The following is a 26,826-nucleotide window of genomic DNA, read 5'->3' as shown; positions in this document are numbered from 1 at the left end:
AACAAAAACACATCACTACTTAAATGTAGTGATGTGTTTTTGTATTAAAAGAGAATGAATGTGTGTGGAACCGTTAATGGAATTGCGATTTTTATAGTTTATTGTGTAAATTTAATTTCTTGCTTCTGAAGTGTTGACGTGTAAAATAATTTTATGATAAAATATAAATTTTACTAAAAACTAAAAGTGTGTTAAGCTTGAGAAGGTTACCATATATGGAGGTGGATTATTTGTTTCAAATTGGCGATAACATTGTTTATCCAATGCAGGGAGCAGGTATAATTAAAGCCATAGAAGAGAAGGAAATCTCAGGAGAAAAACAACAGTATTATGTTATAAAAATGTCGGCTAGTAATATGGAACTAATGATTCCAGCAGGGAGAATATTGAATTCGAATATACGTCCAGTTACGGATATAACCGCATTAGCACACATAATGGATATTTTTCAACATGGGGAATCAGATAGATTACTTACGTGGAAACAAAGGTATAAATTGAACACTGATAAAATAAAGACGGGTAAAATGCAAGAAGGTGCTGAAGTTGTGCGTGATTTAATGCGTATACAGAAAGAAAAAGCACTTAATGCAAGCGAAAAGAAGATGTTAGATAACGCATATGAATTTTTGATTAGTGAACTGGGATTAATTGAAGGTATCACAGAAAATCAGATAAAAAGCTTTTGTTAAGGTTCATTACAAATAATGTATTATATCCCAAAAAAGATCTTGAATTTTTTGGGAACATAATTATAGAAAATTTATCATTTCAAAGACATTCAACTCTTTCAAACCACTTTTAGAGCATTACCTCTATTGTTATTACTACAATCAAATCCATTTTTATTTTTTAATTTCATTTATGAATGTTCGAAGTTTAATTGAATACTTCGATAAAATAGTTACTTGATTTTTGCAATCCTGATTCACACTGGCACGGACGAGGAGCCGTAAGGATGAAAGAGAGGTAGGGCTTTCATTGTTTTAGGTATATAAGTTATTATTTTTAGAAGAATACTGAACCATTTTCACTTCTATTGATAAGGTGCTTTTTTATTAAAGAGATAAACGAATTGACAGCCATATATGGTCAACAAAAAAGGTTTCCTCCTAAGGAAACCTTTTTAATATTATTTATAGAATTTTGTTTTTTGAATATTCGAATTTTTTTATTTTAAAGTCGTAAAAATTGACGTTACTATCTAAAAGTAAGTATGATGCGATTATAGTAAGATTTTTTAGGGGGAAGAAAAATGACAAGTTCAAGTAATAAAGCAGCGAGTATTTATGAAGGAACAAATGTAAATGCTGGGGGATTTTTTGAAAACGTTGAAGAAACAAAGTTGTTTGATCCAATTCAAGTTGGAGCTTGGTCTCTTCGTAATCGTATAGCGATGGCACCGATGACAAGATGCTTTGCAGATAATGAGACTGGAGTAGTTGGTGCGGATGTAGTGGAGTACTACAGAAAACGTGCTGCGGATGGAATTGGACTAATTATTACAGAAGGAATTGTCATTAGTCCGAGAGCAAAAGGAAACCCAGGAGTACCAGGTATTTATACACAAGAACAAATCGATTCTTGGAAACCTGTTACAGAGGCAGTACATAAAGAAGGCGGGACGATTATTGCTCAAATATGGCATGTTGGGCGTATGAGTCATCATGAAATAATTGGTGGTCAAATGCCACAAGCGCCGTCGGCTATCGCTGCAGAGGGAAATGTTCCACGCTTTCGTAAACCGTTTGATATGCCAGAAGCAATGACGTTAGAAGAAATACAAGAAGTGATCGATCAATACGCACAAGCTGCGAAAAATGCGATCGAAGCTGGATTTGATGGAGTAGAAATTCACGGTGCACACGGATATTTAATCGATCAATTTACGTATGAGTTTGCGAATAAGCGAACAGATAAATATGGCGGTGATTTAAAACAAAGGTTAACGTTTATGAAAGAAGTAACGGCAGCTGTAATAGAAGCTGTTGGAGCTAATAAAACACTTCTTCGTTTCTCTGCTTTCAAAGGTGATAATCCTACTTATATGTGGGAAAACCCTGAGTTTGCAATTGAAACGTTCATAAATATGTTTAAAGAGGTTGGATTAACGATGATCCATCCTTCAACGATGAATTATACCCAAGAGATTGCTGACGGAAAGAATTTTCATCAACTAGTAAGAAAATATTGGGATGGTACGATTGTTGGGGTTGGTAATTTAAATCCGAAAGAGGCCGAAGAAGCGTTGCAAGAAGGAACGATTGATGTAGCGGCATTCGGAAGACCGTTAATTGCTAATCCAGACTTTGTTCATCGAATTAAACACGCTGAAAGTTTAGTTGAATATGACGCGAAAGAGCATCTTGTTACGTTAGTATGAATAAAGATAAAAGGAGAACACATCTAGTGTTCTCTTTTTATTATGGAATTTCATAGGGGGAAGCGGGATGAGTGAAACGCTACTCGTTATTATTAGTATATTACTATTTTTAATGTTGCTTTTAATCGTCTTTTTTATCATTACATTTTTTATAAAAAAACGAACACATCATTCTATTTTAAAATTACATCCGTACTTAGGAAGAATGCGCTACTTACTGGAAAAGATAGGGCCTGAATTTCGACAATATTGGTTTGATCATGATACGGATGGAAAGCCTTTCTCACGTTATGATTTTCAAAGTGTTATGTTTTTAGCGAAATATCGCTCTGAAATACTTGGTTTTGGATCAAAACGAGATTTTGAAGCTTCTGGATATTATATTGCTAATACATTATTTCCGATATTAACGGAGGAATTAAGTGTGAATCTCACGCAAGAGCGAGAAGGTAAAAAGTACGTGATTCATAAAGAAGGGTTATTTTCAAGAAGAGAAAAATTGACAGCGGATACAACGAATCTTTGGCTGTACGAAGAAGATGATGCAATTATAGTCGGTGAGAACCGTAAATATCCGTGGAAGCTACATGGCATGTTTGGTGCATCTGCGACTTCTTATGGTGCGATTGGAGAAAATTATATTTTAGCGAGTGGTCTTGGAGCAAAAATGGCAGGCGGGTCGTGGATTAATACGGGTGAAGGTGGCGTTATTCCAGAACATTTACATACAGGAGCGAATATCGTTGCGCAAATTGGTCCAGGGTTATTTGGATACCGTGATGAAGACGGTAATTTTTCAATGGGAAAATTCATGGAGAAAGTGAAAGAAAGTAATATTAGAGCATTCGAATTGAAATTTGGGCAAGGTGCTAAAATACGTGGTGGTCATTTAGAGGGGCAAAAAGTAAATGAGAAAATTGCGTTTGTTCGCAACGTCCGAAAGGGAGAGACGATTAATTCACCGAATCGATTTTCATTTTTAAAGAATGCAGCGGATACACTTTATTTTATTCAACAGTTGCAAGAAAGCGGCGGTAAACCAGTTGGAATGAAAATTGTAATTGGTCAGCAGAAGCCTTTGGAAGATTTAATAAAAACAATGAAAGAACTAAACATTTATCCAGATTTTATTACAATAGACGGTTCAGAAGGCGGGTCAGGGGCAACGTATAAATCGATGGCAGATTGTATGGGACTGCCGCTTATTCCAGCATTACTTACATTTATTGATACAGCAAACCATTATGGTGTTCGTAACAAGTTTAAAGTATTTGCATCGGGTAAATTAATCACACCAGATAAAGTAGCGATTGCTTTAGCGATTGGGGCGGATGCTGTAAGTTCAGCCCGCGGATTTATGATGGCAAGCGGCTGTATTATGGCCCTTCAATGTAATTCTGGCCAATGTCCATCTGGTGTAGCCACGACGAATCCGCATTATCAAAAAGCGTTAGATCCGTATGAGAAGAAGTGGCGAGTCATGAATTATATTATTAGTATGAGATATAGTTTATTTTCATTAGCGGCAGCGGCGGGAGTGAAGAGCCCGCGCCATTTAACTAGAGAGCATATTGTGTTTAAAGACGAGGTGGGGAGAGTAGTTCCTCTTTCGGAATTGTTTCCTATAGTAAATCAAACCTAAAAGTATATTTGATATGTAAGATTTTTTTAAGGAATAATCATATTTTTGGAAAAATTAGGAGTATAATAGGGAAGTATTTTTAAAAATGACTATTTTTAGGGAGAGATTCACTTGCAACAAGGTTCTTACAGTATTACAATTTTTTTACTCGTCATAGGGCTCGTTATATTTAGACGCATGCGCTCTATGAATCGACCAATTAATAATAAAGGAAGACGACTACTATTGCCATTATTTTTCTTATTACCAGGTTTTTCTTTATACGCAGCACCGATACAACTTGCTGGTTGGCAAATTTGTATAGCTGCTGGGATCGGACTGCTATTGTCAATTCCACTTATTATTTTAAGTGGGTATGAAGTCAGAGAAGATGGTCAAATTTATGCAAAAAAAAGTATCGCTTTTATTGCTACATTTTTAGTTATCGTTCTTTTACGTGCTTATTTTAGAAGACATTTACAAGGTCTAGATCCAAAGTCAATCGGCATTCTTTTCTACACTCTTGCGGTTTGTTATATAGTACCTTGGCGTATTGGATGTTATATGAAATTTCGTAAAGTATATGTAGAGAAAGAGAAAATTGAGACGTCAATAAGCTAAAAGTCATACATTTGTATGGCTTTTTTCTTTTAAAATTTATCGGGTAAACGAATGAAAATAAGGTGTGAAAAAACACCGTTTAATTTTCTGAATATTATTACTTTAATTCCTTAAAAAATCATTGTAATCCACTGGGATAAAGGCGTTTATAAAGGTTTTCACATGTAATAAAAAGTGCTCGTTCACTTGAAAGAACAAAAAATGTTTGTTAAGGTAGGGAACCATAAGCGAAAACAAGAAAATAGAAAAAGTCATTTTTCGAAATTTTGAATGGCTTATGGACTAAGGGAGAGATTTGGTGAAGATTGAAATTATGGTATCGCTTGCTATTTATATGGCAGGTATGTTGTATATCGGATATTGGTCTTATAAGAAGACATCCGATTTATCAGATTATATGTTAGGCGGGAGGGGACTCGGTCCAGCAGTTACAGCTTTATCAGCTGGTGCTTCTGACATGAGTGGTTGGATGCTAATGGGATTACCTGGTGCGATGTATGCAACAGGATTATCAAGTGTATGGATTGCGATAGGTTTATTAATAGGTGCGTATGCAAACTATTTAATCATTGCCCCGCGTTTACGAACGTATACAGAAGTGGCAAATGATTCAATTACGATTCCAGACTTTTTAGAGAATCGGTTTAAAGATCGTACGAAAATACTTCGTTTTGTCTCCGCTATCGTCATTTTAGTATTTTTCACATTTTATGCGTCGGCTGGTTTAGTTTCAGGTGGACGTTTGTTTGAAAATTCTTTTAACCTTGATTATAAAATTGGTTTATTTGTAACAGTGGGTGTCGTTGTTGCGTATACACTATTCGGTGGCTTTCTAGCCGTAAGTTGGACGGACTTTGTGCAAGGTTGTATTATGTTTATTGCGCTTGTATTAGTGCCAATTGTTGCTTTTACGGATGTCGGTGGTGTAACAGAAACATTTAATACGATTAAGCAAGTCGATGCATCGCATTTGGATATGTTTAAAGGGACTACAGTATTAGGGATTATTTCCTTTTTAGCATGGGGCCTTGGATATTTTGGTCAACCACATATTATTGTCCGCTTTATGGCAATTACCTCTATTAAAGATTTAAAAACTTCTCGTAGAATCGGTATCGGTTGGATGACGATTTCAATTATAGGTGCAATGCTTACTGGTCTAATTGGTATCGCCTATTATGCTAAAAATAATGCGATATTACAAGACCCAGAAATGGTCTTTGTAACATTCTCAAATATTTTATTCCATCCATACATTACAGGATTTTTATTATCAGCTATTTTGGCTTCGATTATGAGTAGTATTTCCTCACAATTACTTGTTATTTCAAGTGCAGTAACGGAAGACTTTTATAAAACATTTTTCCGTCGTAACGCAAGTGACAAAGAACTTGTATTTATCGGTAGATTATCAGTATTAGTAGTGGCTATGATAGCAGTTGTTTTAGCGTATCATCCAAGTGATACAATTTTAACACTTGTAGGTTATGCTTGGGCAGGATTTGGTTCAGCATTTGGACCCGCTATTTTATTAAGTTTATATTGGAAGAGAACGAACAAATGGGGCGTTCTTGCTGGTATGATTGTCGGTGCAGTAGTTGTTATAGCATGGGTACAAATTCCAAGTTTAAAAGCAATTATGTATGAAATGGTACCTGGATTCTTCTGTAGTTTATTAACTGTTATCGTTGTAAGTTTATTAACGAAAGAACCCGTTAAGGCAGTTCATCGTGAATTTAATGAGATGGAAGCAGTACTGAAAGAAGAAACGAAATGATTTGAAAAGAGAGTAGACGGTGAATAACGTTTACTCTCTTTTCTTTTTAAATGAAATAAGTAACTTATTGACAAAGAAAAGTAAGTAACTTATAATAAGTATTGAGGTTGAGATAAATGACATTCTAAATCAAGTTTTATTATGATTTTAGAGTGAGTAAATGTTTTTTGGAAACTATCTTGAAATCGAGATAATCCCGATAAGTTAGACGCTAATGTGTAATTTTGTAATTAATATCTCGAATTCGAGATGAAATTATTATAACGGATTTTACTTTGTAGCATGGACAAAATGAATAATGAATTTAAATGTAAAAGAATTTTTATAATGAAATAAAAAAGGAGTGGAAGAAATGGAAAAGAAAACAATGGGAATCCATCACATTACAGCGATTGTAGGGCATCCACAAGAAAATGTAGACTTTTATGCTGGTGTATTAGGGTTACGTTTAGTGAAACAAACAGTGAATTTTGATGATCCAGGTACGTACCATCTTTATTTTGGAAATGAAGGAGGAAAGCCTGGAACAATTATTACGTTTTTCCCATGGGCAGGTGCTCGTCAAGGTATTATTGGGGACGGTCAAGTAGGAATTACGTCTTACGTTGTACCAAAAGGTACAATGGAGTTTTGGGAAAATAGATTAGAAAAATTCGATGTTTCGTATACAAAAATGACTCGTTTTGGAGAGCAGTATTTAGAATTTGATGATCCGCATGGTTTGCATATAGAATTAGTTGAAAGAGAAGCAGGCGAATTAAACAATTGGAGTTTTGGAGAAGTTACACCAGAAGTAGCAATTAAAGGGTTTGGAGGTGCTGTTCTTTTATCTGCACAGCCTCAAAAAACAGCTGAATTGTTAGAACATATTATGGGTCTTGAAAAAATTGGAGAAGAGGGCGAATTTGTTCGATTCCGTTCTTCTGCTGACATTGGAAATAGTATTGATTTGAAATTATCAACAATCGGTCGTGGCCAAATGGGCGTTGGCACAGTTCATCATATTGCCTGGAGAGCGAGTGATGATGCTGATCAGCTAGACTGGAAAGAGTATGTGTCGCGTTTTGGATATCACGTAACTCCTGTACAAGATCGAAATTATTTTAACGCGATTTATTTTAGAGAACATGGTGAAATCTTATTTGAAATTGCAACAGATCCTCCTGGTTTCGCTCATGATGAATCGTTAGAGACGATGGGTGAGGAATTAAAGTTACCGGAACAATATGAACAACATAGAAAACAGATTGAACAAACGCTTTTACCATTTGAAGTGAGAAATTTAGATTAAAGTGATTGGAGGGGGAACAGGATTATGATGAAACATGTTTTTCAAAAAGGAAAAGATACGTCAAAACCAGTGTTGTTATTACTTCATGGCACAGGTGGTAATGAATTAGATTTACTACCACTTGCAGAAATAATTGATCCGGAAGCGTCGGTATTAAGCGTTAGGGGAAATGTGTTAGAGAATGGGATGCCGCGTTTCTTCCGCCGATTAGCAGAGGGCATTTTTGATGAAGAGGATTTAATTTTCCGTACGAAGGAATTAAATGAATTTTTAGATGAAGCGGCTAAAGAATATAAATTCGATAGAAATAACATTGTAGCTATCGGTTATTCGAATGGGGCAAATATCGCAGCAAGCTTATTATTCCATTACGAAAATGCATTGAAAGGTGCTGTGCTTCATCACCCAATGGTACCAAGAAGAGGAATTCAATTAGCAAATTTAGCAGGGAAATCTGTGTTTATTGCTGCTGGGACAAATGACCCAATTTGTTCATCAGCAGAGTCAGAGGAATTGAAGGCACTATTAGAAAATGCAAATGCGAATGTAACAATGCATTGGGAAAATCGAGGGCATCAATTAACGATGGGTGAAGTAGAAAAAGCAAAAGAGTGGTATGACAAAGCATTTTAAAAAAGAAGCATCTGCTAACGATTAGCAGATGCTTCTTTTTTATTTAAGACTGGATTGCAAGATGAGATGAAGAAAGTGGTAGCTCAATATCAACAATCGTACCTTTATTTAATTCGCTTGAAATGTGTAATCTACCATGATGTTCTTCAATTATTTTGTAACACATCATTAATCCTAGTCCTGTGCCTTTTTCTTTTAAACTATAAAAAGGTTCGCCTAGACGGGAGATACGATCTTCAGGAATGCCGCAACCTTCATCGATAATTCGTATTAAGATGAAATTATCCTCTAATGGTTTTGTTTGGATGAAAATATTTCCGCCATTTGGCATTGCTTCTATCGCATTTTTTAATATGTTTATAAAAACTTGTTTTAATTGGTTACCGTCACATTGAATATCATATACGTAATCAAAATGATCCATGATGATATGAACGCTATGCATAATTGCAGTCGGTAAAATAAATGTAACTACCTCTTCAATTAAAGTTTGTATGTTACAAGTTTGGATAGATAATACTTGTGGCTTAGACATCGCCATAAATTGACTCGTGATGGATTCCATTTGTGAAATCTCACTTAACATAACATCGATATACCATTTCTGCTCCTCACTTATTTCAGGGAGGAGCAACGTTAGAAAACCTTTTAGAGAAGTGAGTGGATTTCGAATTTCATGGGCAATTCCAGCTGTCAGTTGTCCGACTACTGCGAGCTTCTCTGATTTTCGTAGTAACTTTTCAGTTTCTTTTAGCTCAGTAACATCTCTCCCCATCACGATAAGACCTTTGCGAGAACCATCAGGATGATAAAGCGGAACTTTTGATATACTTAAGATTAGATCGAAATCATCTCTATGTATAATAAATTCCTCGCCATGAAGAATTTGTCTTTGTTGCCATGCTAGTTCATCGATTTCTTCACAATGTAAAAAAGCTTCTCGGTATGCTTCATTATATTGAATGAGTTCGCTATCTTTTTTCCCGTGGTAAGGTACATGATGGAAATTGAAGCAAGAAAGTGCGTAATCATTTGCCTCAAGCCAGCGCCCTTCATGATCTTTAAAAATAACAAACGCAGGCATGGAGTTTACTAATGTACGTAATCTCTTCTCACTTTCTTTTAGCATATTCTCAATTCTTTCTGATTTTTCAAGCGGCTTCATAATAGCATATACGCCAGTAAGACGATTTTGAACAAAAATAGGAACTAGTTTTGTCACAACATCTAATAAGAATCCATTTTTATGATAAATAGATAAGATATACTCTTGTTGATTATCCGCTTCAGTATTCTTTATATTTTGTAATACTTGCTCAGAAATATGGGCTTCTAAAATAGAGGTAATATTTTTCTGTTCTAATTCTAAAGAAGTGTAACCTAATATTCTTTCGGCAGAAGGATTTATATGTAGAATAACTCCTTCTAAATTTAATGAAATAATACTATCAGGATTGTGTTCGAACAGAGATGCGTACATTTCTGTTAATGAACGATCTTGTATATGGTTTCGCAAACGTCTAGAAATGTTCGGATGACGTTTGTTTTGAGTTGGTGAATATTTTTTACGACTCATAATAGTTCCTCCGTACAAATAGCATCTAAAAAGATTTGTCTATTCATAACTATAATATAGATGTAATGTGTATTTCTATAAAAAATGGAAGTTATAGAATAAATTTTGTTTTTTTTATTTTTTGCAAGGTGAATGCAGGATGGTAATAAGGGGAGCTTATATTGTTTTATAAACCTTTTGTAAGTTACAGACGGCTGTTTTCCGTATAACATTAGGGTAGAGGAGGGGGAGAGAAAATGAAAAATTATATTCAAGGGATTGATCACGTGCAAGTAGCTGCACCTGTAGGGTGTGAAGAAGAGGCGCGTGATTTTTATGGGAATACGATTGGTATGGAAGAAATTCCAAAGCCAGAAGAGTTGAAAAAACGAGGTGGATGTTGGTTTAAATGCGGAAATCAAGAAATCCATATTGGTGTCGAGCGGAACTTTACACCAGCTAAAAAGGCTCATCCAGCTTTTTATGTGAATGAAATTAATGAATTTAAGCAAACACTTATAGAGCAAGGTGTTAAAGTGATTGATGATTATGCACGGCCAGATGTAATTCGATTTTACGTGTCAGATCCATTTGGAAACCGAATTGAATTTATGCAAAATAAAGACTAGGTGGATTCCCACCTAGTCTTTAACTTCTTCTGAAAAGTCCTAACACTTCTACAGTTTCTGTAATATTAACGAATGCATTCGGGTCGATTTCAGAAATTGTTAGTTTCATACTTGCTAATTCTTCACGAGAAACGACGGTCATAAGTACACGCTTTTTCTCGCTTGAATAAGCACCTTCGCCATCAAGTAACGTTATTCCACGTACAACAGTTGAAAGAAGTTGTTTTTTCATTTTTTCTGCTTCATTTGTTACAATCATAAGTGTAACTTTACGATGTTTTGTATGAACAGCATCAATTACTTTACCAGTTACATAAATTGAAAGTAAGCTTGTAAGTGCAACATCCCAGGTGAAGAAGAATCCTGCGATTATTACAACGACTGCATTTAAAATAATAAGGAATCCGCCAAGTTTAATGTCTCGCTTGCGGGATAAAAGCATACCGATAATATCAAATCCACCAGTGGATCCATTACAGTTAAAAACAAGACCAATACCAGCTCCAGCGATTACACCTCCGAAGATAGAAGATAACAATGGATCTGTTGCTACGACTTTTACTGGAACGTAGTATAATGCAACAGATAATACAACTACAGAGACAACTGTGTTAAAAATTACTTTTTTTCCAAGACCTATGTACCCTAAAATAAGGATAGGTAAGTTTAATACAAAGTTAATAATGCCTGTGTTTACAGGGGTTACAATCCCTAAAATAATAGCAATTCCGCCAATTCCACTACTTAAAATTTTGTGGGGGATAAGGAAAAGATTAAAGGCAACCGCAATAATAATAGAACCGATAATAACACCAAGGAATCTGACCATTTCTTTCCCGTCCTTCACTGAAAAATTCATATTATTTCAAGATTATATATGATATTGAAAGTTTTGGGTAAAAACAGTTTATTTAGGTAAATTAGATTAATCAAAAGAATTTGAGTATTTTATCATTTGAAAGGGGATACAGTTGTGAAGATAAAAACATATCAACAGAAAAGCCCGTTGAAGCAAGAATGTGAGGATTCTTATTTTTGTAATAAAGAAAAAAAGATTTATGGTGTATGTGACGGTGCAACACCACTTGTCCCGTTTCGTGATGAAAAGGGACATAATGGAGCATACATCGCTTCGCATTTATTTGCAAGTTATTTTACTGCATTACGAGAGAATCATAGTTTACAATTTGCAGTTGCCAAAGCAAATGAAGCATTGCAAAGCAAAATGTTAGAATATGAAGTAGACACGAGAAAAAAAGAGCATTTGTGGTGCACATGTATCGCGGCAGTCCAAATAGTTGGTGAGAAAATTGAATATGCGCAGCTTGGGGACTGTATGATTGTCGCAACTTTTCAAAATGGAACGATGCAAGTATTAACGAAAGACACAGTTGAAGGAATTAGTAAAAGAGCAAAAAAGAAGAGGGAAGAAGATCGTAAAAAAGGGTTATCTGTACCAGAAGAATATGTTTTTCAAGATGTTCGAGAACAGTTAAAATACAATCGTTATCTTGCAAATATGCCAAATGGTTATTCAGTTGCAAATGGAATGAAAGAAGCGATACATTATTTACAACATGGTGAATTACATACAGATGAAGTGAGTGGGATTTTTATTTGTTCAGACGGGTTATTTCACCCAGATTGGTCATTAGAACAAACTGTTGCATATATAAGAAAGAATAGTATAAACGAATATATAGCAATTATTGAAGAGCTAGAAGCGGAAAAGAGAATAAGGCCAGATGATAAAACGATTATTATGATTGATTTTTAAGAGGAGGCAGTTCAAATGGAAATTAAACGTGTCAATCTAACATTTCAAGATGAATTAGTTCCTTTAGAAAAAGTAAACAAACTGATTATTCACCATACAGCTGAAGATGGATGGGACGTGTATAAAACGCATGAATTTCATCAAACTGTAAGGGGGTGGAGCGGAATTGGTTACAACTATTTTATCGAAAAGGATGGAACTGTAGTGGAAGGGCGAGGTTTACATATTGGAGCGCACGCGAAAGACCATAACCGTCATACAATTGGAATATGTATGACGGGAAATTTCGATAAATACGATCCCACTCCCCCGCAAGTGAATGCATTATATTCTTTATGCAAAATGTTTATGAAGCAATTTGCTATAAAGAAAGAACATATACTAGGTCATAGGGAGTTAGAAGGAGTTACAAAAAGCTGTCCTGGTAATCGTTTTTCTATGGTAGAGTTAAGGAAGATATTATCTTAAATATAGAGGAGTAACAACGATGATGAATATAAAAATACCAAATGATAAAAAAGAAGAGCTTGTAGCACAAATTCAGCAATTTTTCATGGAAGAAGATCTAGATGAAATTGGACGTTTCCAAGCAGAGCGTTTAATAGAAGAAATGATTAAATTAGTTGGACCATTTGCATACAATCAAGCAATTGGAGATGCAAGAAAGCTTGTAAGTGAGAAATTAACGAATATGGAAGAAGATTTATACGTGTTAGAGAAAAATGAAGGGAAATAAAAAAAGAGCCGATGGGCTCTTTTTTATTTTTCTTTCTTATGTTCCTTATATTCATGTACTTTTTCTTTCACATTACCAACTGTATCTTTAGCAGTGCCTTTCACCTTATCCCATTTTCCTTCAGCTTGTAATTTCTTATTGTCAGTTACTTTCCCAACAACTTCTTTTACTTCATCTTTTACCTTATCAATGGCACCTTCTACTTTTTCTTTTAAACCATGATCATGTTTAGTCATACATTTCTCCTCCTTGTAGTTTGATTAGAATTCTCTTTTCATATTGCAAGTTGAATGATGTATCTAGTAATATCGTAACAAATCTAGTTTGAATATTCAAATGATTAATAGGATAGAAAAGGAATTGTCATAAAATGTTTAAAAATGTAACGGAAGGAGAAATAAAGTAAATTATAATATGTCTTTTGCGGTCCATATTGATTTTGTATAAGCGATTTTCATGTGAGCACGTTCCATGTTATTTTGACTGCCGCTACCGAACCTTGCTTGTCCAACTATTAAAGTACAATTGGATTCAATAGCTGTCTTAATTCGTTTTTGAATTAATGCAGTATGACAGCCTTTACGCTGAAATTCTGGCAAAGTAGCAGAAGCAGCTAATGATGCGACACCCTTATTTATATACAGGACACCAATACCAGCAGGGATATTTTGAACTTCAGCTATGAAAAAATGCCACCCTGGTTCATTGTAAAGAATTTCATTATTTTGGCGCACGCTATCTTTTGTAAAGGATGGCATATTAAATCCACGTACATAAATGTCTGCAAAAATATCAAACTCATTTTCTTTTAGTTTTCGTATTGTAATATTAGAAGGAAGAAGTGATGAACCCTCTCTCGGTATACTATACAAAGCAGTATGGAAGCTAGATTGATAAAACCCTTTTTGAGATAAGTATTGAAATAATTCAGTTGTACCTTGTGCTGGGGTAATTTCAAAACGACAAGGGATTTGTAGTGATTCATAATAAGAAATGATTGCATCAATCGCATCTGCATTTGTAATACCTTTTACTGTATTAAAAGCAGGACCAGCAATTATTTTTGATGAAAAGGCAGTGGCGCTACCGAATTTTTTCATTTGCACTTGCATTGGGTTTCCGCTTATTGTTTGTAGTCTCTCTAATCTAGAAGAGAGCATGTCAATTTCTGCATTTTCAATTTCTGTTGCTATATCGAGTGTCATAACAGTAGTCATAAAATTCCTCCGTTAATAAATATATTTCATAGTACATATACGATTTTTGTTTTGAGATTCCTGTTGAAATGTGAGAGAATAAGAGTTTTTTTGGAAGGGAAATGGAAGTGAGCTGTCGAAGGGAGTGGAAACAGATTAAAGGTGGTGCTCTCATGAAACAAAAAACCGTGCAGACATGCTCTAATTGTGGTTCTCAAAACATAGGAGAAGGTGAGTTTGTCGGATATGCACAAATACGGAAAAAGGAAACGATGTTCACATCTTCACCGGTGGATGCGTATATTTGTACAGATTGTGGGAATATCCTTCTATTAAAAGTACGACATTATGAAAAGTTTAAGCAGAAGCCGTTATGATCATTGAGAAATGGTCATATCCAACGTTGTATACGAAACGACTTATGTTAAGGAAAATGAATATGAGTGATAGTTTACATATATATGAGTATGCTACAGATAAAGAGATGACAACTTTTACTGTATGGGATGCTCATCGATCGTTATGTGACACATATAACTATGTAGAAGAGATTGTGGGGCAATATAATGAAGGGCAAGTAGCACCTCTTGGAATTGTATTAAAAGAGGAGAAAAAACTTATAGGCACGTGTGGATTTATAAAATATGATTTGGTCACACATACAGCAGAAATTGCATACGCCTTATCTCGAAAATATTGGGGAAGAGGATTAGCCACGGAGGCTGCATTAGCTTTTTTCTACTATGGTTTTCATGAGTTGCATCTTAATAGTATTGAAGCGGGATGTGATTCAGAAAATGAAGCATCTGAAAAATTAATGAAACGTTTGAATATGGAGTACAAATATACAATTCAGAAGGATATGTTTATTAAAGGTAAGAATCGCGATACAAAAAGATATTGTATATCTAGAGAAGGATATATGAATCAATGAAATATCTTACATTGAAAAACTCCTTTAAATAAATCAAGGAGTTTTTTTATTTTGATAACAACAAATCGGAGTTTATCTTTTTGTTCGTGTGTTAGGAGTATGGGAGATATATCGAATTTTAGTAGAAAATAAGGAATACAGTAATCGTTTTATTTTTAAACTGAAAAAGAAAGTAAGAAAAAAGGTAGATAGTTTATCGTTCTGAATTATTTCCAAAGAAATAATTCAGAAAATACAGAAAAATGTCGTAATCATTTGCGGAAGTCTGTTATAATAAACGAAAAAATGAAAACGCTTTAAAGGGGGATGTAACCAATATGATGATGAATGTACCGCTAACAATTAGTTCTATGATGGAAAGAGCAGAAAAGTTATTCTCAAAGAAAGAAATTGTTTCTCGTACACATGATACCATTACGACATTAACGTATAAGCAGCTAGGAGAAAGGACGAGAAGACTTTCTAGTGCGTTAAAAAAGCTTGGGATTAAGGAAGGCGAACGTGTAGGAACGTTAGCGTGGAATCATCATCGACATGTGGAGGCGTATTTTGCTATTCCTGGTATTGCTTCCGTTTTACACACAATTAATATTCGTTTATCTCCTCAACATATTTCATACATTATTCAGCACGCAGAAGACCGAATTCTACTTATAGATGAAGATCTCGTACCGCTTGTTGAAAATATTCAATCACAATTATCAACTGTACAAGCTTACATTATTATGACTGATAAAGATGAACTCCCAAACACTACGCTGAAGCCTGTATATCATTATGAAAAGCTATTAGAAGAAGGCGATCCCAATTTCCAATTTGTAAAAGATATTGATGAAAATACACCAGCTGGTATGTGTTATACGTCAGCGACTACAGGAAATCCGAAAGGTGTTGTATATACGCATCGTAGTACTGTACTGCATTGCATGGCACTCGGTTTAGCGGATACAGCTGCTTTATCGGAAAGTGACGCGGCGATGGCAATTGTACCGATGTTCCATGTGAATGCTTGGGGACTTCCTTTCGCTGCTACTTGGTTTGGATCAAAACAAGTTCTTCCAGGACCGATGTTTACGCCGAAAATTTTATTAGAAATGATCCAATCTGAAAAAGTGACGTTAGCTGCCGGTGTGCCGACAATTTGGCTCGGTGTATTACAAGAGTTAGAAAATAATAGTTATGATTTATCTAGTATGACGAGAATACTATGTGGTGGTGCAGCCGCACCGAAAAGTGTTATTAAAGCATTTGAACAGAAACACAATGTTCCTTTCATCCATGCATATGGTATGACCGAAACAAGCCCACTCGTAACACTTGCACGTTTAAAAAGTTATGAAACAGAATTATCGTATGAAGAGCAATTAGAAATTAGATCAAAGCAAGGGTATCTTGTCCCTGGTGTAGAGATGAAAGTAGTCGGTACAAATGGTGAAGTGAAGTGGGACGGTACGGAGATGGGAGAACTATGTTTACGAGCACCTTGGATCGCTGAAAGCTATTATAACGATGATCGTACTGTCGAAGGTTTTCGCGATGGATGGTTATATACTGGTGATGTTGTCACAGTGGATGAGGAAGGTTGCGTGAAAATTGTTGACCGTACGAAGGATGTTATTAAAAGCGGGGGAGAATGGATTTCTTCGGTCGATCTTGAAAATGCTTTAATGGCACATGATGCTATATTTGAAGCGGCTGTCGTTGCAGTTCCTCACCCTCAGTGGCAAGAGCGACCAATTGCCTGCGTTGTTCAAAAGAAAAATAGTACGGTTACAAAAGAAGAAATATATGAGTTTTTAAAACCACAGTTTGCGAAGTGGTGGTTGCCAGACGATATTGTCTTTATGGAAGAAATACCGAAAACATCTGTTGGGAAGTTTTTAAAACAGGCGCTTCGGAAAGAACTGGAGCATTTGCATAGAGAGAAATAAGTGAACTTCTATTTGTAAACTCTAATACATTAATGGTTGACAAAAGAAGAATGGAAAGATAATATGATTTTTGTGATATGTTACCTAAAATAAATTTTAAGTTTACAAATAGGAGAAGCAAATATGAATACAAAAAACTTAGTTTTTGTCGCTTTATTTAGTTCTATTATGGGAGTGTTAGGGTTAATACCTCCGATTGCTCTTTCTATTACACCAGTTCCAATTACATTGCAATCACTCGGTGTTATGCTTGCGGGTGGGTTGTTAGGATCACGTCTAGGTGCGTTAAGTCAGCTTATTTTCTTACTTATTGTAGGAGTTGGAGCACCATTGCTTGCTGGTGGACGCGGTGGCCTTGGTGTATTTGTTGGACCAAGTGCAGGATATTTACTTGGTTACATCATTGGGGCGTTTGTTATTGGTTATTTAATTGAGCGTTTACGTGAAGTTTCTATTATAAAAGTATTATGTATTAATATAATTGGTGGTATTTTCGTAGTTTATGTATTTGGTATTACTGTACAAGCGTTCTTAATGGATGTTTCTGTATGGGAGACAATGAAAGTGAGTGCTGTGTTTTTACCAGGGGATTGTATAAAAGCAATTATTGCGGCAGTTCTCGTAACAAAATTACATCGTTCATTGAAACATATTATTACGCCCGCTTTAAAGAATGGAAAATATACAAATGCGGGATGATAAAGGGAAGAAACACGTTAATTGCGTGTTTCTTTTTATTATTATTGTAAAGAAAGGACGTCTCATATGGGGATTACAAAAGAATATAAAAAGCATGCCTCTTTACAACCAAATAAAATAGCGATAAAGGAAAATGATAGAGTTTTAACATATAAAGAGTGGTTTGAATCAGTTTGTAAAGTAGCAAGCTGGTTAAATGAAAAAAAATCGAAGAATAAAACGATAGCAATCCTATTAGAAAATCATATAGAGTTTTTACAACTATTTTCTGGTGCCGCTATGGCCGGGTGGGTTTGTGTTCCGTTAGATATAAAGTGGAAACAAGATGAGCTCAGAGAAAGAATTGAAATTAGTAATCCGGATATGATTGTGACAGAACGATATAAGGTGAATGATCTATTGGATGAAGAAGGAAGAGTAATTGAAATTGATGAGTGGAAAAGAATGATAGAGAAATATCTTCCTACATATTCCACTGTAGAAAGTGTACAACATGCTCCTTTTTATATGGGATTTACATCAGGATCAACAGGAACAGCAAAAGCATTTTTACGTGCACAGCAATCGTGGGTTCATAGTTTTGATTGTAATGTACATGACTTTCATATGAAAAGGGAGGATTCAATTTTAATAGCTGGGACGCTCGTTCATTCTCTTTTCTTATACGGGGCAATAAGTGCATTATATGTAGGACAAACAGTGCACATTATGAGAAAGTTCTTTCCAAATCAAGTATTAGATAAGTTAGAAACTGAAAATATATCAGTTATGTATACAGTTCCGACAATGCTTGAATCTTTATATAAAGAAAGTAGATTAATAGAAAATAAAGTGAAAATTATTTCGTCAGGAGCGAAATGGGAAGCTGAAGCGAAAGAAAAAATAAAGAATATATTTCCTTATGCGAAAAGATATGAATTTTATGGTGCATCAGAGTTAAGTTTTGTAACAGCACTAGTCGATGCAGAAAGCGAAAGAAGGCCAAATTCAGTAGGAAAACCTTGTCATAATGTGCAAGTTCGAATATGTAATGAAGCAGGCGAAGAAGTACAAAAAGGTGAAATAGGAACTGTTTATGTGAAAAGTGATCAGTTTTTTATGGGATACATAATAGATGGGGTTTTAACACGGGAGTTGAATGCAGAAGGTTGGATGACAGTGCGAGATGTAGGCTATGAAGATGAAGAAGGCTTTATATATATTGTTGGTAGAGAGAAGAATATGATTTTATTTGGAGGAATCAATATTTATCCAGAAGAAATAGAAAGTGTATTACATGAACACCCAGCTGTTGATGAAATAGTTGTAATTGGTGTGAAAGATAGTTACTGGGGTGAAAAGCCCGTCGCGATCGTAAAAGGAAGTGCTACGAAACAACAATTAAAGAGTTTTTGCTTACAGAGATTATCCTCTTTTAAAATACCGAAAGAATGGCATTTTGTAGATGGAATACCTTATACAAATAGTGGGAAAATCGCTCGTATGGAAGCAAAAAGTATGATTGAAAACCGGGAGAAAATATATGAATAGAGCAGTCATTGTAGAGGCGAAAAGAACACCTATTGGTAAGAAGAATGGGATGTTAAAAGAGTATGAAGTTCAGCAATTAACAACGCCGCTTCTTACGTTTTTAAGTAAAGGGATTGAGAGGGAAATAGATGATGTCATATTAGGTAATGTTGTTGGGCCGGGAGGGAATGTTGCGAGACTATCTGCTTTAGAGGCGGGACTTGGCTATCATATTCCTGGTGTAACGATTGATCGGCAATGTGGTGCTGGTTTAGAAGCAATTCGAACTGCGTGTTATCTCATTCAAGGCGGGGCAGGTAAGTGTTATATCGCCGGGGGAGTAGAGAGTACAAGTACGTCACCTTTTCAAAAAAGAGCACGATTTTCACCTGAAACAATTGGTGATCCTGACATGGGAGTAGCGGCTGAATATGTTGCAGAACGTTATAACATCACGAGAGAAATGCAAGACGAGTATGCTTGCCTCAGTTACAGACGAACACTGCAAGCATTAGAAAAAGGATTTATATATGATGAAATATTGTCTTTTAATGGAGTATTAGATGAATCTATAAAGCTAGAAATGAATTATGAACGAATGATTAAAAGAACAAAACCTGCATTTTTACAAAATGGTACAGTAACGGCGGGGAATTCATGTGGTGTAAATGATGGAGCATGTGCCGTTCTTGTAATGGAAGAGGGGCAAGCCCGAAAATTAGGATACAAGCCTGTACTTCGTTTCGTTCGTAGTGCTGTAGTGGGAGTGGATCCCAAGCTTCCAGGGACTGGTCCGATATTTGCGGTGAACAAATTATTAAACGAAATGAATGTAAAAGTAGAGGACATCGATTATTTTGAAATAAATGAAGCATTCGCCTCAAAAGTTGTTGCTTGCGCAAAAGAGTTACAAATTCCGTACGAAAAAGTAAATGTAAATGGTGGAGCAATTGCGCTCGGTCATCCGTACGGTGCATCTGGTGCTATGCTTGTAACACGTTTGTTTTATCAGGCACAAAGAGAGTCTATGAAATATGGAATTGCTACATTAGGAATTGGAGGCGGGATAGGGATTGCGCTATTATTTGAGAAAGTAGAAGACTAGCGAGGTAATTAGTTTTCTACTTTTTGAGGAACATAAATATTGCTACCAGGCTTCGCTTTCATTTCGTTCCAAGCAGCAATCGCATCAGCTTTTGCTTTCCCTTTATTATTTGGATCTTCGAAAAAGTCACGAGTAAAGCGATTGTATTCAAATTTTGTACCGATAGTTGTTTTGTATGTAGGGTCTTTTTTTCGTTCGTTTTCTTCATGCCAAAAAGCTATCGCGTCTTCATATGTTTTTCCAACATTCTCTTTGAAAAATTTTTGAAGAGCTACTGTAAAGCGAAAGTTTGTTCCGATTTTTTCTTTGAAAAAAGCACGAACATCTTCGCTACAGCGGTGATTGTTAGTAATAATCGTTTGAAGAGAAAGGTCTTTATAGGATAGGGAAGCTTTACTCACCTTTTGAACAGAGCTGTTTTTTAATATTTTACCAGTAGTTAAATAATGTGAGATACGCTCGGTTATTTCGATCTTAGAGCCACTAGCTGGCAACTCATTCTCACGACAAAATGTTTGGAGTTCTGCTTTTAACCAATAATAGTTTTGGAAATCTTCAAGTGATATAGACTTTGTTAAAGGTGGACGCATGAATGTAACAACTACTTTCTTCCATAATTTTCTTTAATTATAAAACATATGTTCTTTTTATGGAAGGGTTAATTTGTAAATATAATGGGAAGAGGAGATTGCATATGGAAAATGTAATGCAAGTTCGTGTTACAGGAATTTTAATTGAAGATGAAAAGGTATTGCTAGTAAAGCAAAAAGTGGCTAATCGAAATTGGTCTTTACCTGGAGGAAGAGCAGAGAATGGCGAAACGTTAGAGGAAGCAATGATTCGAGAAATGAGAGAAGAGACAGGGTTAGAAGTTAACATTCAGAAGCTACTCTATGTTTGTGATAAACCAGATGCTCGCCCGTCTTTATTACATATAACGTTTTTGCTTAAAAGGATTGAAGGTGAAATTATGCTACCTTCTAACGAGTTTGATCATAATCCAATTCATGATGTGCAAATGGTGCCGATTAAAGATTTAAGTCATTATGGTTTTTCGGAAACTTTTATCAATCTTATAAGTGAAGGTTTTGTAAATGCAGGGAGTTATCAAGGTTTGAAACAAAATATAGGTCTGTAAATATAGGGGAAGGATAGCCGTTCGCTATCCTTCATAACATGTTTTAAACTGCTGACTGTAAAGAAGAAACAAGCTGATTTAAAAATTCATCTCCGCTCATAATTGCTTTCCCGCCACCGCGAGCACTCTTCTTATTTCCGCCACCTTTTCCTTCGATTGTAGGAAGAGCGTCTTTTAAAAGAGCATTCATATCGAGTGATACTGATTTTCCGCAAGCGAGAATACATTGTAGTTTGTCATCATTTTCGATGACGAAATACGTAATTGCATGCTCTTGTTGTTCTGTAATAATAGCGGAAAGCTTTGCGATTTCTTGCATAGAACGATTTGTAAATACTTTAGAAATAAGTATGCCGGCATGTATTTCCGTAGGGTGTTGAAGTAGTTCATTTGCCTCTGCAAATAATAATTTTTCATTCATTGTTTGTATTGCTTTTTCGTTTTCTTTTTGAGAAGTAAGCAGTTGCGCCACTTTTGTTGGAATATCAGTTTCGCTACTGTTTAATTGTTTGGAAACATTCTTCATAATTTGTTGTTGCTGCCCTATTAATTTAAGTGTGCGCCAGCCAGCGATAAACGTTAGTCGTATGCCACCTTTATTGCGTTCCCAGCTAAGAACTTGAATAGGACCTACTTCACCAGTACGTTTCGGGTGTGTTCCGCCACAGCCGTTATAATCAAAGTTTTCGATCATAACAACGCGTATATTTTCTGTCATAGTCGGTTCTTTACGAAGGGGCAACGTTTTCGCTTCTTCTAAGTTCATCCACTGGATGCGGATTGGATGGTTTTCAAAAACAATTTTGTTTGCAATTTGTATTGCTTTTTCAACCGTTTCTGCATGAAGATTTTCTGTTTCTAAATCAATTGTTACTGTTTCTTTACCAAGATGGAATCCAATTGTAGGCATGTTAAAATGGTCCCAAAAGGCAGCAGATAAAATGTGCTGAGCCGCATGTTGCTGCATATGATCAAAACGGCGCTCCCAATTGATTTTACCTTCTACGTCTTCTGTATGTAATTGTTCTGCAATGTAATGACGAATTTCTCCGTTTATCTCTTCTACATTGATTACATTGATATCATTTAATGTACCAGTATCATATGGTTGTCCGCCACCTGTCGGATAAAATGCTGTTTCATTCAAAACAACGTATAAGTTACCGTCTTTATCATAATCTCGCTTTATAATTTTAGTAGTAAAGTCTTGCTTATAAGCGTCAGTGTAATATAATTTGTGCTCCAATTTTCTTTCTCCTCTCGCATTAACTAGTTTCATTGTAAAGCAATTGAAATTAGTTTCCTAATATTTCAGAAGAAAGAAACTATTTTTAGAATTTTCTTGCTATAATAAGAAAAAGAAAATGCGGGGGTGGAATGAATATGTTATATGAAAACGGCGTAGATAAACTGCTTAGTTTAAGCAGAAATATTTCTGAATTATATCGAGAATTAAATGAAATGACCCGGATTTTAACGGATTGTAATCGAGAAAGTGTGAAGTTTGATCGGTTATATGTAAAAGAGTTACTTTGGAAGAAAGAAGATGTAATAGAGAAATATGACCAGCTACTTGTACAACTTTGTATTAACGAATGCTTTGATCTAAAAAGTGTCATTACAGGGGAATATAAGTATACATATGAAGAAGTAGAAAACATAGTTTTACAATTTAATGAAAAGTATAATGTCGCAATCTTAATTAAAGATGTGTGTAAAGAATTACAGTTCACATATGGAATTGATATGGACATAACGAGAACAACTCGGGTATCAACAGCTCAAGTATAGAAAAAGGAAAAGAAAGCAGATCCTTTGCTTTCTTTTTTTTGTGAAAATAGAGAGAGTAGGTTTAACGATGAAGGGGAAGTTACAGCATATTCATCCGCTTGGAATGAGTATTATTTTAGGGACATTGTTTGCTAGGTTTGCAACTTCAATGAGTATCCCTTTTTTAGCGATTTATTTAACGACTGTTAAAGGTGTATCAGCTGGAATGACTGGTGCTATTATCGGAACGAGTGCACTTGTTGGTGTTTTTGCTAGTTTTATCGGAGGGAATTTATCAGATCGATTTGGCCGGAAAACGATTATGCTCTGGTCCATGATCGTTTGGATTTTTGTGTTTATAGGTTTTTCACTTGCGGATCATGTTTTAAGTTTCTTTTTATTAAACGCTTTAAATGGATTATGTAGGTCGTTTTTTGAGCCAACATCAAGAGCATTATTATCAGATTTAACAAAGCCTGAGTATCGGTTACTCGTCTATAACTTACGATACGGTGCAATAAATGTTGGAGTTGCTATTGGACCAATTGTTGGATTACAGATTGGAAGTGCAAAATCAACAATTCCTTTTTTAGTAGCAGCTGGGGTATATATTCTATATACAGCTATATTAGCGTTCCAATTTAAGAAGTATCCAATGGAAAAAAAGAAAGTGAGTACAGAAAAACCTGTTACAATGTTAAATGCAATGCGTATATTGCGAAAAGATATAGTATTTTTAGTTGCTTTAGTCGGTATTATTTTGAGTAATTGCGGCTTTTCACATTTAACGACGACAGTATCTCAATATTTTGCAAATGCACATATATTTGAGGATGGAGTGAAGCTATTCTCATATATGCTCGCTTTAAATGCAATTGTTGTAGTGATTATCCAATACCCTGTTATTCAAATGTGCAAAAAATACACACCATTAGCATCCATTATGGTTGGAACTTTATTTGTGAGCGGAGGATTGTTTGGATTTGGAGTAGTAGAATCTATGCTAGGTGCTGCCGTCTGTACAATTATTTTTACAATTGGAGAAGTCTTAATGTTTTCAATGACGGATGTATTTATTGATGATATTGCTGTTGCGCATCTAAAAGGAACATACTTCGGTGCGATGGGTTTTTCGGGAATTGGAGCAGTAATAGGTCCGTGGTTTGGAGGAGTACTTCTCGATTACTACGGGTACCAAAATGGGTTTGCAATATTTTCAGCACTAGCTATATTTTCAACTGTGGCATTTCCTGTGCTTTTAGTTACAAAAGGTTTATCGAAAAAAAGATATGATAGAAATTCTAATATAGAAATGCATGCGAAATAACATAAGCCCCAGTAACCAACTGGGGCTTAGTGCGTATTATATTAACTCTTAATTTGAAAAAAGAACTTTCTTTTCATGCTTATCAGCAACTTCATTTTTGGAAATATGAATGGCTAAATATCCATTTTCTAAGCAGGCTAGCATCTTCTTATAAATAATATTATCGGGTAAAGGAATGATCCGCTGTAAAGAAATATTATTATGAAGTATGCAAATGGTTAGGCCTGTCTTCATCTTTTTAATGACTACATTTTGTTCAGTTACATTTGGTACATCTGTTTCCAAAATGTATTCTTGTTCCGTTTCGCAAAGGTCAATATGAATTTGATTTGGGAAACTAAAGTTACTACAAGAGTCAGAACAAAATTGATCCATCCATTCTTCGAAACCATCAACATGAAAAAGACAATCCTTCTTTTTCTTGCCCATGTAAGACACCCTCCGTAAAATCTCAATTCATACTATGTTATGCATGAATGAAGTAGGGGGTGAAGAATAAATGGAAAAATATAAACATTGTATGTGGAAAAGATAGCTAGTGTGCACTTTTTGTTTTACATATCATGATGCGCATGATGTTTTTGGCGTGAATGGTTACGGTTTTTTACTTTATGAGATCCGCTTAATGGTTCAGGTTGTCCTTTTTTTTCTTTCGCTTCACGATTGTTTTTTCCCATTGTATGTGACACCTCCTCTTCCTCTTTAGAATGAGAGAAGTTTGCAAATTTATACGAGAATGTTTTTAGAAAAAAAGGTAAAGATAATTGGGACTAACTATTACAGAAAGGGGATTATATAATGCCATATCATAAAGATAAACAACAAGCGTTTCAAGCAGCGCAGCAAGGCGTTACACAAGCAGAAAATGCATTTAACAACATTGTGAAAAATGATCCAAACTACGGTCATGATTTAAAAGAATTACGCCAAGAGGTTCAGGAAGCATATGAACAAATTCAAAATGCACTAGAGGTAGCTTCAGAAACACAACGTCCACAACTTGAGCAATATGAAAATAATCTCCAAAATATAATGCGAAATGTAGATCGATTAGAAAAGTAAATGAGGTTGTTGTTTATTCGACAACCTTGCTGCTTTAGTAAACGTTATGCTAAAACAGAAAATTTTTCTATTAGTTTTTTCTTTGCTATGTGCAGTACATATATTTCAAGTGGAAAAAGTGGAAGCGAAAATGTTGCTCAGAAAAGAGTTAGAACCAACTGGTTATGTAACATGGGAAGTACCTAATAATGAAAAAATTATTGCAATTACATTTGATGATGGACCAGATCCAACGTATACACCACAAGTTTTAGATTTATTACGTCAATATAAGGCTGAAGCGACATTTTTTATGATTGGATTTCGAGTTCAGCGCAATCCATATTTAGTGAAACAAGTGTTAAAAGAGGGACATGAAATTGGAAATCATACGATGAATCATTTGTATGCGAGTAATTCATCAGATGAAAAATTAGAAAATGATATTTTAGATGGAAAGAAATTTTTTGAAAAATGGGTGAAAGAACCTTTGTTATTCCGTCCTCCTGGCGGATATATTAACGACGCTGTATTTAAAACAGCGAAAGAAGCTGGTTATCAAACTGTTCTATGGTCGTGGCATCAAGATCCACGTGATTGGGCAAATCCAGGGGTTGAATCCATTGTAAATCATGTAGTGAAAAATGCTAAAAGTGGCGATATTGTATTGTTACATGATGGAGGAAATGATCGTAGTCAAACGGTAGCGGCACTAGCAAAAATTTTACCTGAGCTGAAAAAGCAGGGCTATCGATTTGTAACGGTTTCGGAATTACTACGTTATAAACATTAGAAAAAATCCCAAAAGGAAAATAGACCTTTTGGGATTTTTCTTTACTGGTTCTTTTTACGTTTCTTATTATTTTGTCGCTCTGCTGGAGTTAAAGGCTCGTTTGCAAATTCTTCATTGTAACCAGTTCCTTGTCCTTGTGCAGATGCAGCATTCATTCCTGAAATAGTATGATTTGCTTTTCTTTTACCCATTTTATTTCACCTCTATAACATTTTTTGTATGTTGAATGATGAGCAGTTCATAGTATGTATGAACTGTAAGTAAACCGCTGATAGAGCACTTTACTTTATGATAATAGTATTCATAAGGAGTATGAAAGCTATTCAAATTTAGAAACATAAAGAAAACTTATGATAATCT

The 26,826-nt window shown here is 35.2% G+C and carries 31 protein-coding genes and 1 pseudogene; 23 read left to right on the top strand and 9 right to left on the bottom strand.

Translation table 11 applies throughout. The annotated features are described in order from the left end of the window. The first annotated feature begins 230 nt into the window (after positions 1-230). The 7 genes from MHH55_RS12235 (at position 231) to MHH55_RS12205 (ending at position 8,326) form a co-directional block, all read left to right on the top strand. Positions 231-692 (top strand): CarD family transcriptional regulator, encoded by a 462-nt coding sequence (locus MHH55_RS12235; protein ID WP_170317877.1) that lies wholly within the window; start codon positions 231-233, stop codon positions 690-692. 563 nt (positions 693-1,255) lie between these two features. Further along, on the top strand, positions 1,256-2,383 hold the full coding sequence (locus MHH55_RS12230; protein ID WP_000204580.1) for an alkene reductase: 1,128 nt from the start codon (positions 1,256-1,258) through the stop codon (positions 2,381-2,383). A 67-nt stretch (positions 2,384-2,450) separates the two neighbouring features. Further along, positions 2,451-4,025, top strand: a complete 1,575-nt coding sequence (locus MHH55_RS12225; protein WP_000005167.1) for an FMN-binding glutamate synthase family protein — start codon at positions 2,451-2,453, stop codon at positions 4,023-4,025. A 111-nt stretch (positions 4,026-4,136) separates the two neighbouring features. Further along, the gene (locus MHH55_RS12220) at positions 4,137-4,625 is read left to right on the top strand and encodes a CcdC family protein (RefSeq protein ID WP_001183921.1); all 489 of its coding nucleotides are present in this window, start codon (positions 4,137-4,139) and stop codon (positions 4,623-4,625) included. A gap of 298 nt (positions 4,626-4,923) precedes the next feature. Continuing rightward, the gene (putP, locus tag MHH55_RS12215; protein WP_139362416.1) at positions 4,924-6,402 is read left to right on the top strand and encodes a sodium/proline symporter PutP; all 1,479 of its coding nucleotides are present in this window, start codon (positions 4,924-4,926) and stop codon (positions 6,400-6,402) included. A 352-nt stretch (positions 6,403-6,754) separates the two neighbouring features. Next, a complete protein-coding gene (locus MHH55_RS12210) occupies positions 6,755-7,693 on the top strand; it encodes a ring-cleaving dioxygenase (protein WP_078186348.1) in 939 nt (312 codons plus the stop codon). 24 nt (positions 7,694-7,717) lie between these two features. Next, positions 7,718-8,326 (top strand): alpha/beta hydrolase, encoded by a 609-nt coding sequence (locus MHH55_RS12205; protein ID WP_074555561.1) that lies wholly within the window; start codon positions 7,718-7,720, stop codon positions 8,324-8,326. 43 nt (positions 8,327-8,369) lie between these two features. Here MHH55_RS12205 and MHH55_RS12200 read toward each other — a convergent pair whose 3' ends face one another. After that, complete coding sequence (locus MHH55_RS12200) at positions 8,370-9,902, bottom strand: BA3702 family sensor histidine kinase (protein ID WP_000087662.1); 1,533 nt, start codon at positions 9,900-9,902, stop codon at positions 8,370-8,372. 236 nt (positions 9,903-10,138) lie between these two features. On the opposite strand from MHH55_RS12200, the gene MHH55_RS12195 reads away from it, so the two are divergent. Further along, on the top strand, positions 10,139-10,510 hold the full coding sequence (locus MHH55_RS12195; RefSeq protein ID WP_000800772.1) for a VOC family protein: 372 nt from the start codon (positions 10,139-10,141) through the stop codon (positions 10,508-10,510). 19 nt (positions 10,511-10,529) lie between these two features. Here the strand turns inward: MHH55_RS12195 and MHH55_RS12190 are convergent, their stop codons facing one another. Continuing rightward, positions 10,530-11,339, bottom strand: a complete 810-nt coding sequence (locus tag MHH55_RS12190; protein ID WP_000251344.1) for a YitT family protein — start codon at positions 11,337-11,339, stop codon at positions 10,530-10,532. A 126-nt stretch (positions 11,340-11,465) separates the two neighbouring features. Between MHH55_RS12190 and MHH55_RS12185 the strand changes: the two genes are divergently transcribed. Genes MHH55_RS12185 through MHH55_RS12175 form a run of 3 tightly spaced genes read left to right on the top strand, consistent with a single transcriptional unit; the run spans position 11,466 to position 13,023 of the window. Next, the gene (locus MHH55_RS12185; RefSeq protein ID WP_002041632.1) at positions 11,466-12,287 is read left to right on the top strand and encodes a protein phosphatase 2C domain-containing protein; all 822 of its coding nucleotides are present in this window, start codon (positions 11,466-11,468) and stop codon (positions 12,285-12,287) included. A gap of 15 nt (positions 12,288-12,302) precedes the next feature. Then, positions 12,303-12,755: a peptidoglycan recognition protein family protein gene (locus MHH55_RS12180; RefSeq protein ID WP_078186349.1), complete on the top strand. Its 453-nt coding sequence runs from the start codon at positions 12,303-12,305 to the stop codon at positions 12,753-12,755. Between the two features lie 19 nt (positions 12,756-12,774). Beyond that, entirely contained in the window at positions 12,775-13,023 is a 249-nt protein-coding gene (locus tag MHH55_RS12175; protein ID WP_000981066.1) for a DUF2164 domain-containing protein, read from the top strand. Positions 13,024-13,046: 23 nt separating this feature from the next. Here the strand turns inward: MHH55_RS12175 and MHH55_RS12170 are convergent, their stop codons facing one another. Beyond that, positions 13,047-13,259 (bottom strand): CsbD family protein, encoded by a 213-nt coding sequence (locus MHH55_RS12170; protein WP_078186350.1) that lies wholly within the window; start codon positions 13,257-13,259, stop codon positions 13,047-13,049. 171 nt (positions 13,260-13,430) lie between these two features. Further along, positions 13,431-14,240 (bottom strand): GNAT family N-acetyltransferase, encoded by an 810-nt coding sequence (locus MHH55_RS12165; protein ID WP_000214343.1) that lies wholly within the window; start codon positions 14,238-14,240, stop codon positions 13,431-13,433. Between the two features lie 152 nt (positions 14,241-14,392). Here MHH55_RS12165 and MHH55_RS12160 point away from each other — a divergent pair, with 152 nt between their 5' ends. The 7 genes and pseudogenes from MHH55_RS12160 to MHH55_RS12130 all read left to right on the top strand — a co-directional run bounded on the left by MHH55_RS12160 (position 14,393) and on the right by MHH55_RS12130 (position 20,397). Further along, the gene (locus MHH55_RS12160) at positions 14,393-14,596 is read left to right on the top strand and encodes a hypothetical protein (protein WP_000810948.1); all 204 of its coding nucleotides are present in this window, start codon (positions 14,393-14,395) and stop codon (positions 14,594-14,596) included. Further along, complete coding sequence (locus MHH55_RS12155) at positions 14,593-15,153, top strand: GNAT family N-acetyltransferase (RefSeq protein ID WP_000582845.1); 561 nt, start codon at positions 14,593-14,595, stop codon at positions 15,151-15,153. The genes MHH55_RS12160 and MHH55_RS12155 overlap by 4 nt, the downstream gene beginning before the upstream one ends. A 64-nt stretch (positions 15,154-15,217) precedes the next feature. After that, a pseudogene (locus MHH55_RS12150) lies at positions 15,218-15,358 on the top strand (helix-turn-helix domain-containing protein); the annotation flags it as partial. A 112-nt stretch (positions 15,359-15,470) separates the two neighbouring features. Further along, the gene (locus MHH55_RS12145) at positions 15,471-17,084 is read left to right on the top strand and encodes a long-chain fatty acid--CoA ligase (protein ID WP_000980172.1); all 1,614 of its coding nucleotides are present in this window, start codon (positions 15,471-15,473) and stop codon (positions 17,082-17,084) included. 123 nt (positions 17,085-17,207) lie between these two features. After that, positions 17,208-17,783, top strand: a complete 576-nt coding sequence (locus MHH55_RS12140; RefSeq protein WP_001093334.1) for a biotin transporter BioY — start codon at positions 17,208-17,210, stop codon at positions 17,781-17,783. A 66-nt stretch (positions 17,784-17,849) separates the two neighbouring features. Then, entirely contained in the window at positions 17,850-19,313 is a 1,464-nt protein-coding gene (locus MHH55_RS12135) for an acyl-CoA synthetase (RefSeq protein ID WP_000513152.1), read from the top strand. Next, positions 19,306-20,397: an acetyl-CoA C-acyltransferase gene (locus MHH55_RS12130; RefSeq protein WP_001078009.1), complete on the top strand. Its 1,092-nt coding sequence runs from the start codon at positions 19,306-19,308 to the stop codon at positions 20,395-20,397. The genes MHH55_RS12135 and MHH55_RS12130 overlap by 8 nt, the downstream gene beginning before the upstream one ends. Before the next feature lie 8 nt (positions 20,398-20,405). On the opposite strand, the gene MHH55_RS12125 is transcribed toward MHH55_RS12130, so the two are convergent. Next, positions 20,406-20,987 (bottom strand): DUF6434 domain-containing protein, encoded by a 582-nt coding sequence (locus tag MHH55_RS12125; RefSeq protein WP_078186351.1) that lies wholly within the window; start codon positions 20,985-20,987, stop codon positions 20,406-20,408. A 104-nt stretch (positions 20,988-21,091) separates the two neighbouring features. On the opposite strand from MHH55_RS12125, the gene MHH55_RS12120 reads away from it, so the two are divergent. Next, entirely contained in the window at positions 21,092-21,535 is a 444-nt protein-coding gene (locus MHH55_RS12120) for an NUDIX hydrolase (RefSeq protein WP_000432568.1), read from the top strand. Between the two features lie 43 nt (positions 21,536-21,578). On the opposite strand, the gene MHH55_RS12115 is transcribed toward MHH55_RS12120, so the two are convergent. Continuing rightward, the gene (locus MHH55_RS12115; RefSeq protein WP_176116533.1) at positions 21,579-22,781 is read right to left on the bottom strand and encodes an alanine--tRNA ligase-related protein; all 1,203 of its coding nucleotides are present in this window, start codon (positions 22,779-22,781) and stop codon (positions 21,579-21,581) included. A gap of 137 nt (positions 22,782-22,918) precedes the next feature. On the opposite strand from MHH55_RS12115, the gene MHH55_RS12110 reads away from it, so the two are divergent. Both MHH55_RS12110 and MHH55_RS12105 read left to right on the top strand, forming a co-directional pair. Next, positions 22,919-23,326 carry a hypothetical protein gene (locus tag MHH55_RS12110; protein ID WP_000965149.1) on the top strand — a complete coding sequence of 136 codons (408 nt, stop codon included), beginning with the start codon at positions 22,919-22,921 and terminating at the stop codon, positions 23,324-23,326. Between the two features lie 67 nt (positions 23,327-23,393). Continuing rightward, positions 23,394-24,632 carry an MDR family MFS transporter gene (locus tag MHH55_RS12105; RefSeq protein ID WP_000676811.1) on the top strand — a complete coding sequence of 413 codons (1,239 nt, stop codon included), beginning with the start codon at positions 23,394-23,396 and terminating at the stop codon, positions 24,630-24,632. 48 nt (positions 24,633-24,680) lie between these two features. Here MHH55_RS12105 and MHH55_RS12100 read toward each other — a convergent pair whose 3' ends face one another. Further along, entirely contained in the window at positions 24,681-25,061 is a 381-nt protein-coding gene (locus MHH55_RS12100; RefSeq protein ID WP_000516748.1) for an Hsp20 family protein, read from the bottom strand. A gap of 125 nt (positions 25,062-25,186) precedes the next feature. After that, entirely contained in the window at positions 25,187-25,309 is a 123-nt protein-coding gene (locus MHH55_RS12095; RefSeq protein ID WP_000517649.1) for a small acid-soluble spore protein P, read from the bottom strand. 121 nt (positions 25,310-25,430) lie between these two features. Between MHH55_RS12095 and MHH55_RS12090 the strand changes: the two genes are divergently transcribed. Both MHH55_RS12090 and pdaB read left to right on the top strand, forming a co-directional pair. Continuing rightward, positions 25,431-25,694 carry a hypothetical protein gene (locus MHH55_RS12090; RefSeq protein ID WP_001146296.1) on the top strand — a complete coding sequence of 88 codons (264 nt, stop codon included), beginning with the start codon at positions 25,431-25,433 and terminating at the stop codon, positions 25,692-25,694. A 46-nt stretch (positions 25,695-25,740) separates the two neighbouring features. Next, positions 25,741-26,466 (top strand): polysaccharide deacetylase family sporulation protein PdaB, encoded by a 726-nt coding sequence (gene pdaB / locus MHH55_RS12085; protein ID WP_061665781.1) that lies wholly within the window; start codon positions 25,741-25,743, stop codon positions 26,464-26,466. Between the two features lie 41 nt (positions 26,467-26,507). Here the strand turns inward: pdaB and sspO are convergent, their stop codons facing one another. Next, positions 26,508-26,657, bottom strand: a complete 150-nt coding sequence (gene sspO, locus MHH55_RS12080) for an acid-soluble spore protein SspO (protein ID WP_000518057.1) — start codon at positions 26,655-26,657, stop codon at positions 26,508-26,510. Positions 26,658-26,826 lie beyond the last annotated feature (169 nt).

The sequence above is a fragment of the Bacillus sp. FSL K6-2944 genome (assembly GCF_038005385.1).
GTDB classification, from domain to species: Bacteria; Bacillota; Bacilli; order Bacillales; family Bacillaceae_G; genus Bacillus_A; species Bacillus_A cereus.
Note: the sequence above shows the minus strand (reverse complement) of the source record. Positions and strands in the feature narration are given on the sequence as shown.